This is a genomic window from Ruegeria sp. C6 (assembly GCF_056537625.1).
On record NZ_JBQFRW010000002.1, the window covers coordinates 831,619 to 845,942 of the forward strand.

Here is a 14,324-nt window from a genome sequence, read left to right on the forward strand (position 1 = left end):
AGTTCGACACCGGATGCCCGATGCCCAGATTTGCCGCCAATCTTTCACTGCTGTTTGCAGAACTGCCCTATCTCGACCGGTTTCAAGCCGCCGCGCAGGCCGGGTTTACGGCTGTTGAAATTCTCTTCCCCTACGACCTCGCGGCCAAAGAGACCCGCCGCGCGCTGCTGTCCAGCGGGCTTGATCTGGTGCTGATCAACGCCCCGCCCCCGAATTATACCGGCGGTGAACCGGGTTACGCCGCCATGCCCGGCAGCTCTGGCAGGTTTAAGTCCGATATCCGGCGCGTTCTGCGCTACGCGGATGTGCTGCGGCCAGAGATGATTCACGTTATGGCAGGATACGCTTCCGGCCCCGAGTCCCTGCGTTGTTTTGTCGAGAACCTGCAATGGGCCGCCGACCTCGCGCCGGCACAGCGGTTTACAATCGAACCGCTCAACCCCGTATCGCAACCCGGTTACTTCCTGAACAATTATGATCTGGCCGCCGAAGTGCTGGACCGCGTCGACCGCGCAAATGTCGGCCTACAATATGACAGTTTTCATGCACAGATGATCCACGGCGACGCGCTGGCGATTTGGCACCGTTTTCAGCCCCGTATTGTCCATGCACAGATCGGGGCTGCGCCGGATCGCTCGGAACCCGGGCTGGGTACAATGGACTTTGCCGCGTTGTTTGCTGCGATGGACCAGTCGGATTACAGCGGCTGGGTCAGCGCCGAATACAACCCCTCAACTCGGCGGACTGAGGACTCACTGGCTTGGATACAGTATTAAACCCTATATGAACGCTGGATTTTCAGACTGAAATGGCGCAATTGAGGGCATCGACACGCCAAGGATGCCCCGCATGATATCTGCCCGCTATGCCAATGCCCTGTTCGCCTTGATCATGTCCGGCTTGATGTCCTGCGTCGTCACAGGCATAGCCACGCTCAAAGCTATCGGCTTCAGCCCTTCAACACTCGGAGACTGGATGGCCTCTTGGGCCTTTTGCTGGCCTATCGCCTTCACCGTCATCCTGACGCTGGGCCCTTTCGTAAAACGCCTGATCGCCCGCCTGGTCAGGCCAGAAGCCTGACCCGCTGCAAAGAGGGCCCGCAGGGCTTGATGAGCAGCGCCGCCCCTAATGGGCCTCGGCCCAGTTCGCGCCTTGTCCGGCATCCGCGACCAGCTTAATATCCAGCTTCACTGCCGGATCTGCTGCCCCTTCCATCACCGCGCGCGCGACCGAAATGGTTTGATCCACAGCCTCTTCAGCCACTTCGAACAGCAGCTCGTCATGCACCTGCAACAGCATCTTGGCGGGCAAGCCGTTGATCGCATCCGGCATCCTCACCATCGCGCGCCGGATCACATCTGCTGCCGTCCCTTGGATCGGAGCATTGATCGCAGCACGACGCGAGAACCCGGCATGCGGCCCCTTGGCATTGATCTCGGGTGTATGGATTTTCCGGCCGAACAGGGTCTGGACATAGCCATTCTCTTTGGCAAACGCGATCGTGTCGTCCATATAGCGCCGGATGCCGGGGAAACGTTCGAAATAGCGATCGATGAAACCCTGCGCATCCGCCCGGGGAATGCGCAGATTGCGCGCCAGCCCAAAGCCCGAAATGCCGTAGATCACACCAAAGTTGATCGCCTTGGCCTGACGACGGATATCCGGCGTCATCTCTTCCAACGGAACATCAAACATCTCGGACGCTGTCATTGCGTGAATGTCCAATCCATCCGCAAACGCCTGTTTCAGGGTCGGAATATCGGCGATATGGGCCAGAATCCGTAGCTCAATCTGGCTGTAATCAAGGCTGACCAGCACATTGCCCGGCTCGGCAATGAACGCCTCACGTATGCGCCGACCTTCCTCAGTCCGCACCGGAATGTTTTGCAGGTTGGGATCGGTCGAGGCCAGTCGGCCCGTATTCGCCCCAGTGATCGAGTAAGACGTATGCACCCGGCCCGTATCAGGATTGATATGGGTCTGCAGCGCGTCCGTATAGGTCGATTTCAGCTTGGAGAGTTGCCGCCAGTCCAGCACCCGGCGCGGCAGTTCATGTTCCGTTGCAAGGTCCTCAAGAATGTCCGCCCCGGTCGAGTACTTACCGGTCTTGCCCTTCTTGCCGCCCTCAAGCCCCATTTTGTCGAACAGGATTTCACCCAGTTGCGCCGGCGAACCGACGTTAAAATTCTCACCCGCCAATTCGTGGATTTCAGCCTCTAACCCGGCCATCTTCTGCGCAAATGCATTTGACATTCGGCTGAGAACATCGCGATCGACCTTGATGCCATGCATCTCCATTTCTTTGAGAACCGGCACCAATGGACGTTCAAGTGTTTCATACACCGTCGTCACCTGCACCTGATGCAACTGCGGCTTGAACAATTTCCACAGGCGAAGGGTGATGTCCGCATCCTCGGCAGCGTAGGCCGTGGCCTCGTCAATCGGCACCTTGTCGAAAGTGATTGCAGACTTGCCCGAGCCAAGCAGAGGTTTGATGGGAATCGGCGTATGGCTCAGATAGCGTTCAGATAGCGTATCCATGCCATGCCCATGCTCACCGCCGTGCATGGCGTAGGACATCAGCATCGTGTCGTCGATGGGGGCAACGTCGACGCCGTATCGCTCAAAGATTTTGGCATCGTATTTCATGTTCTGTCCGATCTTCAGGATCGACGGATCCTCAAACATCGGTTTCAGAAAGTTTAGAGCCTCATCCAGCGGCATCTGTCCATCGGCCAGCGCATCCGATCCGAACAGATCATCGGTCGCGCTTTCACGGTGAGTCAACGGGATGTAACAAGCCTCACCCGCCTCGACACATAGCGAAATCCCGACCAAATCGGCGATCATCTCATTCAGGCCAGTGGTCTCGGTATCCACCGCAACCCAGCCGCGCTCGTAGGCCTGATCGATCCATTTCTGCAAAGCCGCAGCATCGCGCACGCATTCGTATTTCGTTGCATCAAATGGGACGTCTTCGGCCTGTGACTCCGCCTCGGGCGTGGATATATCGGGGATGACAGGGGACTCGACGCCCAGCTTGTCAGCAATGCGTTTGGTGAGCGTCCGAAATTCCATCTCTGCCAGAAACTTCATCAAAGTCTCAGCATCGGGATCCTTCACCTCAAGGTCATCCAGAGTGAAATCCAACGGTGTGTTTTCATCCAATTGCACAAGTTTCTTCGAAAGCTCGATCTGGTCGCGCTTTTCGATCAGGGTCTGGCGGCGCTTGGGCTGTTTGATCTCTTCAGCGCGATCCAGCAGGGTTTCCAGATCGCCATATTCATTGATCAACAGCGCCGCCGTCTTCACACCAATGCCCGGAGCGCCCGGTACGTTATCCACCGAATCCCCGGCCAAAGCCTGCACATCGACAACCCGCTCGGGCCCGACGCCGAACTTCTCAACCACCCCGTCGCGATCGACGCGCTTGTTCTTCATCGCATCCAGCATCTCGACACCGCCACCCACAAGCTGCATCAGGTCTTTGTCAGAACTGACAATGGTCACCCGCCCACCGGCCTCACGTGCCTGAACGGCGAGGGTCGCGATAATGTCGTCGGCTTCATAGCCTTCAAGTTCTTTGCAGGCGATGTTGAACGCTTTGGTGGCTTCGCGAGTCAGCGGCATTTGCGGGCGCAAATCCTCGGGCATCGCTTCACGGTTGGCCTTGTAGAGATCATACAGATCATTACGGAACGTATGCGAGCCCTTGTCGAAGATCACCGCAACATGGGTCGGCGCATCCGGCCCGGCGTTCCCTTCGACATATTTCTGCAGCATGTTGCAGAACCCCGATACCGCCCCAATTGGTAGCCCATCCGATTTCCGCGTCAACGGCGGTAAAGCGTGATAGGCGCGGAAGATAAAGGCTGATCCATCAATCAGATGCAGATGGCAGCCTTTTCCGAATTGGGTGGTGGTCATATGAGGCTCCTGCGCTGGGTTGCGCCAAGTTGTACATAAGGGCTGCACGAAAGACGAGGCCACCTGGCCAATTCGTTGCGACCTAATTTGCCCGTGGTCTGGTCTTAGCTATTCGAAAAAGTGCGCTTATCCGCATTCCAAGCCAAACCTGCTTTTTGCGCGATCAACGCGAATTGTTTGTTCAGCGAGCGATCATTCAGACGTTGGGACAGGCTGCGCAGTGGGATGAGGTTCCGCTCACCATATCCATCGATCAGGAAACAGGCCGGACCAGCGCCCCTTGTCCCGAAGACAATATTCGAACTTTTGACGTCGCGGGCGACGATGTGAAGGTCAAACATCTGCCCGACGAATGCATTCAGCGCATCTAAAACCGGGGCATCCAATCCACTACGGCAGACTTCATACAGCTTTGGTGCAAGCCCGCCATCAAGGCCAGAAATGCGCTCAACCACAACCCCCGCCCCATGCGTCGTCTGAACCACGCCCAACATCCTGGACAGGGGTGAACGCTCAATTTCCGTCCCGAGTTTAAGTGATACGCGAAGCTCGCATTCCAGCTCTTTCAATGTGCTGCGATACTGCGCCTCGGGGAACAGTTTCCATGCCAGTCGCTTGCCAAGCCTGTGCGAGACACGATCTTGGGACCGGGTAAAAACTTTGATCAGTAAGTCAGGATGACCGGGAAAGTCATAGACACTGCGCACAGTCCCGTTCGCGATTGGCTGACTGTCGGAAAGGTCAATCGTTTTGGCTGTGAACAGCATTATCCATCCTCGCCAGTTACGACCGCCTGCCGTCCTGGTCGCCCTTACGCGTCCTGACCAGAGTCCTCACCGCGCAGCACGTATTTGCAATCGCAATAGGGGCACTCGACCCAACCAGTGTCTTCGGGAATCTGCAGCCAGACGCGCGGATGGCCCAGCGCACCCTCGCCACCATCGCAGGCGACACGGGTATTATCGACAATCTTGGTTTCCGGCGCTTCGATGGTCACGGCTGGCGATCCTTCTTTGGTTGTCGGCCTCGCGGGCATGTATTAGGTGCGTTTATGGGCGATGAGCAAACCGGGGGCAAGGGCCACATGTCCGATGCGGCAATCACAATCAGATCACTGCGCAAGACCTATGGCGGCGGCAAGGGCCAGCCCGAGAAACAGGCTTTGAAAGGGATCGACCTGACGGTGCCGCAGGGGTCCGTTTTCGGTCTGCTTGGCCCGAATGGAGCCGGCAAATCGACCCTGATCAACATTCTGGCGGGGCTGGTGGTCAAAACGTCTGGCAGCGTCTCGATCTGGGGCTTCGACCAGGATCAAAACCCGCGCCAATCCCGCGCCGCCATCGGCGTGATGCCTCAGGAATTGAACCTTGATCCGTTCTTTACACCTCGAGGCGCATTAGAAGTTCAGGCCGGGCTGTACGGTGTTCCCAAGTCTGATCGGCGAAGCGATGAGATCCTCGACCTCGTTGGCCTTGCCGACAAGGCCGAGGCCTATGCGCGCACGCTCTCGGGCGGAATGCGGCGGCGTCTGCTGCTGGCCAAGGCGCTGGTGCACCATCCCAAGATTCTGGTGCTCGACGAACCCACGGCGGGTGTGGATATCGAACTGCGACAGATGCTTTGGGCCAATGTGCGCAAGCTGAACGAACAGGGCATGACCATCATCCTGACCACGCACTATCTGGAAGAAGCGCAAGAGATGTGTGACGAGATCGCCATTATCAATCACGGCGAAAAGATCGCACAAGACAGCACGGCCAATCTGCTGGGCCGCATGGACAGCCGAACCATGGTGATCGTGCCGGATAGCCCCATGCAGACTCTGCCTGTAGCGGATAACGTGATTGCAGCGCAACGTGAGAACGGCGACCTTGTGCTGCAATACCACAGCAACCTAACTACAGCCGAGCAGGTGCTGGAATCTGTACGTCAGGCCGATATTCGCATCCAGGACGTCCGCACTGAAGAAGCTGATCTTGAGGATGTGTTCCTTGCGTTGACCTCCAGTCGGGTCGACGACGCAACTGTCAACGACCCGAACCAACCACATCGGGGGATGCACCGCGTCAAGCTTTAGACACGATCGATCCGTGCGTGATAACAGTTGTTCAGAGCAGATCGGATGTGGATGTAAGCGACTTCAGCGCGGGAGAAGATTTTTTCAGCCGCCTCATGCAACTGCGCCTGTGGGGTGATGATCCCGGTTCCATAGACAATTCGGTCGTCCGGACCATACCCTTTGATCAGGTAGTTGGGCGAGTCGGTCAACGCCTCGGGCAGCACATCCTCACTTTCATAGCGTGCGCAGGGGTCGGCACAAAGGAAGATCGGTCCAGTCTCTGCATAAGGCTGCGTTTCCGGGAAGGGTCGGTGCGCCAACACCAGCATCTCTTTGCCTTCCGGTATGTATTTCAAACAATGACGGCATGGGTTGCCCGCCCCATTGGAAATCGCACGCTCTGGTGGGTTTCCATATCCATCCGGCGCACCGGCGCGATATGCCTGAACCTGCTGTGTTGGTAGGGCTGAAATTCCGTGCATGATGTTTGTCCTTGATTTGAGATGATCATGGCAATCGCTTGTTTTGGACTCGACCCGTTTCCTGCGTATTGCAAAATCTGCAACCCTGCCAGCAAAAGAATGTTAGCGATAAAATAAGGGCTACCCGTCAGACCAATTTGGGTCTAAGCAAACATCAAACACCCCAAACGATCCATCTATGATTGAGGCTTTTGTCATGAGCGCTCAGAACTCCACCCTTCGTGGGCTTGCCTTTGCGTTCTTAGGCTTTGCCGTCTTCGCGACGCATGACGTGCTGATCAAGGTGCTGGGTGGCACCTATTCGGTTTTGCAGATCATCTTCTTTGCGACGCTGTTTTCCTTTGTCCCTATGGCAGTAACAATTCTGGCCGATCGGACCACTGGGAATTTCCTGCCGCGGCATCCGTGGTTGGTGCTGTTGCGATCAGCGACGATGATCATGGCCATGTCTTGTGCCTTCTACGCTTTTTCGGTGCTGCCGCTGGCCGAAGTCTATTCCCTGCTATTTTCCTTCCCGCTGATCGTAACTGTTCTGTCGATTCCGATTCTGGGTGAGGTGGTCCGTGCCCAAAGGTGGGCGGCCGTGGGCGTCGGCCTGATCGGCGTCCTGATCGTCCTGCGCCCTGGCGCGACCGAAATCACCCTGGGCCATTTAGCGGCTCTGGCAGCAGCCTTCTGCAGCGCATTTGCTTCGGTTCTTGTCCGCAAAATCGGGAATGAAGAACGCTCTGCCGTCCTGATCCTTTATCCTATGCTGCTGGCCATCGCCGTCATGAGCGTCGCCCAACCGGCAGTCTATCAACCACCATCATTGCTGCATCTGGCGATGATGGCGTTTGTCGGGGTGTTCTCGGTAATCGCACAGCACCTGATCATCCTTGCTTATCGCGCCGCCCCCGCCGGCGTCATTGCGCCCAGTCAATACAGCCAGATCATCTGGGCCACGATCTTCGGCGTGATTTTCTTTGGCGAGCACCCGGATATCTGGGTCGCCGTTGGCGCAAGTATCATCATCGCATCAGGTGTTTTCGTGGTTTGGCGAGAGAGCCGATCAAACACTACCTCTGCTAATACGCCTGTGCTGCGCGTCAGGTCGCCGCGGTCAGATACTGGAGCGACGAGGCCCGGAGGATAAAAAACGGCGCGCATTGCAGCGCGCCGTGCAATCCATTTCAGCCCTTATAGAGCCTTAGTAGACGACCACTGATCGGATACTCTCGCCTTTATGCATCAGGTCGAAACCATGGTTGATGTCATCCAGGCCCATGGTGTGGGTAATCATGGGGTCGATCTCGATCTTCCCGTCCATGTACCAATCCACGATTTTCGGGACGTCGGTGCGTCCACGCGCTCCGCCAAACGCGGTGCCACGCCATGAGCGGCCCGTTACCAGTTGGAATGGACGAGTCGAGATTTCGGCACCCGCAGGTGCCACACCGATGATGATCGATTCACCCCAGCCCTTGTGAGCCGATTCCAGTGCCGCTCGCATTACGCCGACATTGCCTGTGGCGTCAAAGGTATAATCCGCGCCGCCCTTGGTCAGGTTGACCAGATACGGCACCAGATCACCTTCGACCTCAGAGGGGTTCACGAAATCCGTCATGCCGAACTTGGTCGCCATTTCCACCTTGGCTGGATTCAAATCAACGCCCACGATCTGATCCGCGCCAGCCAGACGCAGGCCCTGAATCACGTTCAGGCCGATACCGCCCAAACCGAACACGATGGCACGGCTGCCAATTTCTACCTTTGCAGTGTTGATCACCGCGCCAATTCCGGTGGTCACGCCGCAGCCGATATAGCAGATCTTGTCAAAGGGCGCGTCCTCACGCACTTTGGCGAGCGCGATTTCAGGTAGAACCGTATGGTTCGAGAAGGTCGAGCAGCCCATGTAGTGCAGGATCGGATCGCCATCCAACGTAGAAAAACGCGAGGTGCCATCCGGCATGAGGCCCTGGCCTTGGGTTTCGCGAATTGCCTGGCACAGGTTGGTCTTGGGATGCAGGCAGTATTCGCACTCACGACACTCGGGCGTGTAAAGCGGGATGACGTGATCGCCGGGTTTCAGGCTGGTTACACCCGGGCCGACCTCAAGCACGACACCTGCGCCTTCATGGCCCAGAATGGCGGGAAACAAGCCTTCAGGGTCGGCGCCCGACAGGGTGAATTCATCGGTATGGCAAATGCCTGTCGCCTTGATCTCGACCAGAACCTCGCCCGCTTTGGGGCCTTCAAGGTTTACGTCCATCACTTCCAAAGGTTTGCCTGCCTGAACGGCGACGGCGGCACGGGTACGCATGGTGCTTGTCTCCCTGTCTGTTTTGCCCGACCCTGCGTCAAATACAGGGTTTTTTCAACTGCGCTTTCATGACAGGTTGGCTAAATCTTTGATATTTCAGAAACGACATCACCAGAAAGCCCAGCGCCAATGTACCGTTTATTTCCGATCCTAATTCTTCTGACCGCATGTTCTGAAACCTCTGCACCGCAGGACGCGGCGCTTGAACTAGAGGAGGCACCGGTTGATCTTGCATTTTGTAAGGGAGAACCGTTTGCGAACACCATTGGTGAGCCGGTTTCAACCATACAAGCCCAACTGCCTGAACGGTCGCGCGTTCTGGGCCCGGATGATATTGCCACGCAGGATTATCGCATCGACCGGCTGAACGTTTATGTGAACGGCGCAGGCACAATTCAGAGGCTTACTTGCGGATAGGGTCACTTTCCCCGGTACACCAGAATATCGGGCAAATAATCGATCAAGCGCACAACCCATGAGAACGGTATCGGGAAATCGGTTCGAAACCGGCGACGGGACATGGCGCGCAATACGCGATCGGCCGCATCTTCGGGTGTCATCAGCATCGGCATTTTGAAACTGTTCTTGTCGGTCAGACGGGTCTTGATGAACCCCGGATTGACAATGCGCACCGTCACGCCTGACCCTGTCAGATCGTGCCGCATGGTCTCGGCCAGCGAGATCAGCGCAGCCTTGCTGGCCCCGTACGAGATCGCATTGGGAAGCCCATGATACCCGGCAAGCGACCCGATCAGCGTGATATCACCACTGCCTGAGCCCACAAATCCTGGGACGGTTTCACCCAACACCCGAAGCGCACCGGAATAGTTCACATCGCTGATCGCCAAAGCGGCATCGGTGTCCCAATCTGACGTACTGATCGGCTCATAGGCGCCTGCGTTGTAGACAAGCGCGTCAATTGAGCCAGCCTCCACCACAGCGCGGCGCACAGTGTCGAGATCAGTCACATCCATCGGTACAGCACGTGCATTAGGCAAGGTGCCACAGATTTCATCCAATCGCTCGGCATTGCGAGCAGAAAGGATCAAATGCGCGCCTTCGCGGCTCAGCTTTTCGGCCAAGCAACGGCCCAGCCCTTCGCTGGCGCCAATGATCCAATAGGTTTTTCCGTCAAAACTGCTCATGCGTAAGTCTTTTTTCGTACTACTAGGACGAATACGTTCTGACAGCAGCAATGGATCACGCCCAGCGCTCGTAGCATTCGGCCAGATAACACTACATAGCGCGTCGGAAAAAAACTTCTAATGCGGTTGATCCAAAGGCTCATTCCCTGCGTATCTTGTTGTAAATACCGAATAACGAGGATGGAATGTTCGACGAAACCCGGGGCGTACGCAAGAAAATCGCAGTCATAGGCGCAGGCATTTCAGGTCTCTCCGCAGCTTATTACCTTTCCGAAGACAACGATATAACCGTGTTCGAGGCTGAACCTCGACTGGGCGGCCACGCCCGCACGGTGATGGCCGGAAAGAACGGAGATCAGCCGGTAGATACCGGTTTCATCGTCTTCAACTATGTCACATACCCCTATTTGACCCGGCTGTTTGGTGAGCTGAACGTGCCGGTCACCAAAAGTGAGATGAGCTTTGGTGCAACTATCGACAATGGCCGCATTGAATATGGGTTGAACAATCTGCGCACTTTGACCGCGCAAAAGCGCAACCTCGCGCGTCCAGCCTATTACAAGATGATCGCCGATATCCTGCGGTTTGGCAAAGAGGCCCCCGAAGCCGCGCAGGACGACGACACCACGATCGGTGAGCTTGTGGATCAGCTGCGTCTCGGCCACTGGTTCCGGCACAATTATCTGATGCCGATGTGCGGCGCGATCTGGTCAACTCCGGTCGAGTTCGTCGATCAGTTCCCAGCCCGCTCGCTGGTGCAGTTCTTCCGCAATCACGCGCTGCTGGCCTCGGGCCGTGCCAATCAGCACCAGTGGTACACCGTGAAAGGCGGCAGCATCGAATATGTCCGCCGGATCGAAACTGCGCTACGTGCGCGCGGTGCTGACATCAGACTGTCCGCACCCGTGCAGCGGATCGAGCGGCATGATCTGGGCGTCACCGTCCATGCAGGAGGTGAGGCCGCTCTGTTTGACGAAATCATACTGGCAACCCATTCCGATCAGTCTCTCGCCATCTTGGGTGATGCAGCGACCGAAGCGGAAAAAGCTGCGCTCGGCGCGATTAGATATCAACCGAACAAAGCTATCCTGCACTGTGATCCCCGCCAAATGCCCAGGCGGCGTGCTTGCTGGTCCAGTTGGACCTATCGATCGCAAAAGGGCAATGTTGGGGTCACATATTGGATGAATCGGCTTCAGAATATCCCCGACAGTGACCCACTGTTTGTGACCCTGAACGCCGCATCAGACATTCCCGCGGACAAAATCTATGACGAGGTCGAGTTCGCCCATCCGGTGTTCGACAAAGCCGCCTTGCGCGCGCAAGGGCAAATCCGCGAGATGCAGGGACAGAACCGAACCTGGTTTGCCGGGGCGTATAACCGGCATGGTTTCCACGAAGACGGGATTGCCAGCGCAATGCATGTTGTCGAGCGCCTCACCGCCATCCCGCAGAGCATCGGAGCTGACAATGGTATCCCTGAAACGGACCTCGCTGTTTCGGCCAGCGTATAGAACCTGTTGCGCTGCGCTGCTGTCACTGGCGCTGATGGTCCCCGGCGGACTGGCGGCTTCGCCTTTGTCGGATGCAATCAAAGACCCTAAGCTGCGCGGCACCGGGACATTCCGTTTTCTGGGGCTGCCGCTCTATGACGCCAAGCTTTACACGCCCGGCGGTGCCGCATTCAACTGGAACGAGAATTTCGGCCTACAATTGACCTATCGAAAAAACCTGAAACAAAAAGCGCTGGTCGAGTCGACCCGGGAAGAGATGGCCCGACAAGGCAATCCTGCGCCGACGGAAGCCCAATTGCAGGGCTGTTTTCAGGCGGTCAGCAAAGGCGATAGCTACCTGGCCATCGCGCAAGGCCCCAACAACGTCAGCTTCTGGCGCAACGGAAGCAAAACCTGCACCCTGACAAATCCGGGTATCACACGCAGCTTCATGTCAATTTTTCTGGGTAACAATACACGATCCGCCTCGTTCACACAGCAGTTGAAGGGGCAGTGATGCTGTACCCGCGTGTCAGCCTCTATGCGCTGATGCTTGCTGCAGCAGGTATCCCGCTTTACATCCACCTGCCGCGCTTTGCCGCCGTGAATCTCGGTATCGGGCTGGGGGTGATTGGCACCATTCTGCTGGTCATCCGGCTGGTCGATCTAGTGCAAGATCCACTGATTGGCTGGGCCATTGATCGCTGGCCCGGTGGGCAAATGTTGTTTGCCGCCGCCTCTGCGCTGGGTCTGGCGATTGGATTCCCATTGCTGTTTGGTTTGCCAGAAGGGGCAAGTATCACCATATTAGTGTCTATTCTGATCCTGTTATTCTCGGCCTACAGCCTCGGGACCATCTTGCTTTATGGCCGCAGCGCCACGCTGGCGAAACATACTAGTGCGAAGGAACTGATGACACTGGCCGCCTTCCGCGAAGGCGGACAACTGACCGGAGTTATCATAGCAGCCGCAGCACCCGCTGTGTTCGTGGCGCTTGGCGCAGCCGCGCAAGGGTATCCGGCCTTTGGAATGTTTCTCGGGCTTCTGAGCGTTGTGACTCTGGCTGTTACCCTGCCAATGTGGCGACGCACGCCGATCACCGGTCAAGTGCTGTCCTTTGCAGGCCTAGGACAGGCTGGGGCTTTACGTCTGCTTGCCCTTGCGTTGGTCAACAGCCTGCCCGTCGCCATCACCTCGACCCTGTTTCTGTTCTTTGTTGAAGATCGGCTGCAACTGCCAGGCAAAGCGGGGCCATTGCTGATCCTGTTCTTCCTCAGCGCCGGGCTCAGCGTTCCGTTCTGGGCCAGGCTCAGCAACCGAATTGGCCCGAAACAGACTCTGATGATCGCCATGCCGCTGGCCATTCTCGGCTTTGTCGGGGCCGCTCTTCTAGCCCCTGGGAATCTCGTCGGTTTCGCCATCATATGCCTCGCATCCGGCGCGGCGCTTGGGGCGGACATGGTTGTCCTGCCAGCAATGTTCTCGGTCGTTCTGACCCGGGCCGGGCTGAACGCATCTGCTGCGTTCGGCATCTGGTCCTTCGCAGGCAAGCTGGGTCTAGCTCTGGCCGCCTTTTTCACACTGCCGCTACTGGAACGCAGCGGCTTTACACCTGGACAGGCCAATTCTGCCGAGGCTTTGAATACACTCACCCTCGCCTATGCGGTGCTGCCCTGCATTTTGAAACTCGGAGCGTTTGGCATGGTCCTGACCCTCCCGACAGAGGTCTCTGCCAAATGAAAACGCTCCTGATCTGTCTGCTTGCGATTTTTGCGCTGTTTGCTGTGAAGAACCGGTTCCTCAGTTTCCGCTCGCAATCACCCTCCGACTACAGCGGAACCGGACCTGAGTTTTCACTCAAAAAGAACCTGAATGGCGAAATCCTGTCCGAAGGATTGATCTATGGCCCCAACGGCAAGATGTCGAACAGCTTTGTCGCACGCATGGTGGGCGAATGGGACGGCAATACCGGTACGCTGTCCGAGTATTTCACCTATTCCAACGGCAAACAGATGACCCGCAAATGGCATCTGACGTTGGGCACGGGCAACACTTTCACCGCAACAGCGGACGATATTGTCGGCGAGGGCAAAGGCGTGATTTCGGGCTCAACCGTCAAGCTGACCTATCGCATCATCCTGCCCGAGGACGCGGGCGGGCATACACTGGATGTGACCGACTGGATGTATCTGACGGAGAACGGTGTAATCATGAACCGGTCCGAGATGCGAAAATTCGGGATCAAGGTGGCCGAGCTGGTCGCCACGATGCGCCCTGCGCCTGAAGTGAAATCCACCCATCTGCATGGCGCAAACGGCCACGATGCAGACTCTGAGCTGAGGGTTTTGCAATGATCGCCCGCCGTACCCTTATTGCAGGTGTCGCGATCGCGGGGTTGGCCATCCTCGCCGCATGCTCGGCCAAACCGCGTATACCAAAAACGTTTCTGTCAGATCGTCAACTGAACCTTGAAGAGTTCTTCGAAGGTAGGACTGTCGCTTATGGTCAGTTTCAGGATGTACTAGGTAATGTCCCGCGTCGCTTCCAGGTCGATATTGACGGCACATGGGACGGAGAGACTCTGACGCTTGTCGAAGATTTCGTCTATCACGATGGTGCGACCGAACAACGGATCTGGACCCTGACCAAGACCGGCGATGACACCTGGACCGGCACCGCTCCCGGTGTGCTGGGCACAGCCAGTGGGGTCGAAAGGGGCGATACGTTTAACTGGAAGTACAAAATCGACCTGCCCGTCAAAGACGGCACCATGCGTGTCAATTTCGATGACTGGATGTGGTTGTTGTCGGATGACCGGTTATTGAACCGAGCCTATGTTTCGCGTTTTGGCGTAAGGCTGGGTGAAGTCATATTGTACTTCGAGAAGAAGTAGTCACCCCGCCAGCACAGCCAGCG

At 56.8% G+C, this 14,324-nt stretch carries 16 protein-coding genes; 10 read left to right on the plus strand and 6 right to left on the minus strand.

From position 1 onward, the window contains the following. The first annotated feature begins 20 nt into the window (after positions 1–20). Complete coding sequence (locus ACR0MJ_RS11375) at positions 21–776, plus strand: hydroxypyruvate isomerase family protein (protein ID WP_480761014.1); 756 nt, start codon at positions 21–23, stop codon at positions 774–776. Between the two features lie 73 nt (positions 777–849). Beyond that, on the plus strand, positions 850–1,080 hold the full coding sequence (locus ACR0MJ_RS11380; RefSeq protein WP_170408576.1) for a DUF2798 domain-containing protein: 231 nt from the start codon (positions 850–852) through the stop codon (positions 1,078–1,080). 45 nt (positions 1,081–1,125) lie between these two features. Here the strand turns inward: ACR0MJ_RS11380 and polA are convergent, their stop codons facing one another. The 3 genes from polA to ACR0MJ_RS11395 all read right to left on the minus strand — a co-directional run bounded on the left by polA (position 1,126) and on the right by ACR0MJ_RS11395 (position 4,924). After that, positions 1,126–3,927 (minus strand): DNA polymerase I, encoded by a 2,802-nt coding sequence (gene polA, locus ACR0MJ_RS11385; RefSeq protein WP_480761015.1) that lies wholly within the window; start codon positions 3,925–3,927, stop codon positions 1,126–1,128. A 104-nt stretch (positions 3,928–4,031) separates the two neighbouring features. Beyond that, positions 4,032–4,694 (minus strand): YrbL family protein, encoded by a 663-nt coding sequence (locus ACR0MJ_RS11390; protein WP_480537151.1) that lies wholly within the window; start codon positions 4,692–4,694, stop codon positions 4,032–4,034. Positions 4,695–4,738: 44 nt separating this feature from the next. Then, positions 4,739–4,924: a zinc-finger domain-containing protein gene (locus ACR0MJ_RS11395; RefSeq protein WP_480761017.1), complete on the minus strand. Its 186-nt coding sequence runs from the start codon at positions 4,922–4,924 to the stop codon at positions 4,739–4,741. A gap of 87 nt (positions 4,925–5,011) precedes the next feature. Between ACR0MJ_RS11395 and ACR0MJ_RS11400 the strand changes: the two genes are divergently transcribed. After that, positions 5,012–6,004: an ABC transporter ATP-binding protein gene (locus ACR0MJ_RS11400; RefSeq protein ID WP_480761049.1), complete on the plus strand. Its 993-nt coding sequence runs from the start codon at positions 5,012–5,014 to the stop codon at positions 6,002–6,004. Here the strand turns inward: ACR0MJ_RS11400 and ACR0MJ_RS11405 are convergent. Beyond that, positions 6,001–6,468: a DUF1203 domain-containing protein gene (locus ACR0MJ_RS11405; protein ID WP_170394977.1), complete on the minus strand. Its 468-nt coding sequence runs from the start codon at positions 6,466–6,468 to the stop codon at positions 6,001–6,003. The genes ACR0MJ_RS11400 and ACR0MJ_RS11405 overlap by 4 nt on opposite strands. A gap of 196 nt (positions 6,469–6,664) precedes the next feature. Here ACR0MJ_RS11405 and ACR0MJ_RS11410 point away from each other — a divergent pair, with 196 nt between their 5' ends. Continuing rightward, positions 6,665–7,603 carry a DMT family transporter gene (locus tag ACR0MJ_RS11410; protein ID WP_480761018.1) on the plus strand — a complete coding sequence of 313 codons (939 nt, stop codon included), beginning with the start codon at positions 6,665–6,667 and terminating at the stop codon, positions 7,601–7,603. Positions 7,604–7,657: 54 nt separating this feature from the next. Here the strand turns inward: ACR0MJ_RS11410 and ACR0MJ_RS11415 are convergent, their stop codons facing one another. Continuing rightward, positions 7,658–8,770 (minus strand): S-(hydroxymethyl)glutathione dehydrogenase/class III alcohol dehydrogenase, encoded by a 1,113-nt coding sequence (locus ACR0MJ_RS11415; RefSeq protein ID WP_170394983.1) that lies wholly within the window; start codon positions 8,768–8,770, stop codon positions 7,658–7,660. Between the two features lie 129 nt (positions 8,771–8,899). On the opposite strand from ACR0MJ_RS11415, the gene ACR0MJ_RS11420 reads away from it, so the two are divergent. Continuing rightward, the gene (locus ACR0MJ_RS11420; protein ID WP_170394986.1) at positions 8,900–9,187 is read left to right on the plus strand and encodes an I78 family peptidase inhibitor; all 288 of its coding nucleotides are present in this window, start codon (positions 8,900–8,902) and stop codon (positions 9,185–9,187) included. 2 nt (positions 9,188–9,189) lie between these two features. Here the strand turns inward: ACR0MJ_RS11420 and ACR0MJ_RS11425 are convergent, their stop codons facing one another. Continuing rightward, positions 9,190–9,915: an SDR family NAD(P)-dependent oxidoreductase gene (locus ACR0MJ_RS11425; protein ID WP_170394989.1), complete on the minus strand. Its 726-nt coding sequence runs from the start codon at positions 9,913–9,915 to the stop codon at positions 9,190–9,192. 185 nt (positions 9,916–10,100) lie between these two features. Between ACR0MJ_RS11425 and ACR0MJ_RS11430 the strand changes: the two genes are divergently transcribed. Genes ACR0MJ_RS11430 through ACR0MJ_RS11450 form a run of 5 tightly spaced genes read left to right on the plus strand, consistent with a single transcriptional unit; the run spans position 10,101 to position 14,301 of the window. Beyond that, complete coding sequence (locus tag ACR0MJ_RS11430; protein ID WP_480761020.1) at positions 10,101–11,429, plus strand: NAD(P)/FAD-dependent oxidoreductase; 1,329 nt, start codon at positions 10,101–10,103, stop codon at positions 11,427–11,429. Continuing rightward, positions 11,386–11,925 carry a hypothetical protein gene (locus ACR0MJ_RS11435; RefSeq protein WP_480761022.1) on the plus strand — a complete coding sequence of 180 codons (540 nt, stop codon included), beginning with the start codon at positions 11,386–11,388 and terminating at the stop codon, positions 11,923–11,925. Before ACR0MJ_RS11430 ends, ACR0MJ_RS11435 begins: the two co-directional genes overlap by 44 nt. Continuing rightward, a complete protein-coding gene (locus ACR0MJ_RS11440) occupies positions 11,925–13,148 on the plus strand; it encodes an MFS transporter (RefSeq protein ID WP_480761023.1) in 1,224 nt (407 codons plus the stop codon). The genes ACR0MJ_RS11435 and ACR0MJ_RS11440 overlap by 1 nt, the downstream gene beginning before the upstream one ends. Further along, a complete protein-coding gene (locus ACR0MJ_RS11445) occupies positions 13,145–13,762 on the plus strand; it encodes a DUF3833 domain-containing protein (RefSeq protein WP_170426000.1) in 618 nt (205 codons plus the stop codon). The genes ACR0MJ_RS11440 and ACR0MJ_RS11445 overlap by 4 nt, the downstream gene beginning before the upstream one ends. Beyond that, positions 13,759–14,301, plus strand: a complete 543-nt coding sequence (locus ACR0MJ_RS11450; protein ID WP_480761025.1) for a DUF3833 domain-containing protein — start codon at positions 13,759–13,761, stop codon at positions 14,299–14,301. The genes ACR0MJ_RS11445 and ACR0MJ_RS11450 overlap by 4 nt, the downstream gene beginning before the upstream one ends. The last annotated feature ends 23 nt before the right edge of the window (positions 14,302–14,324 follow it).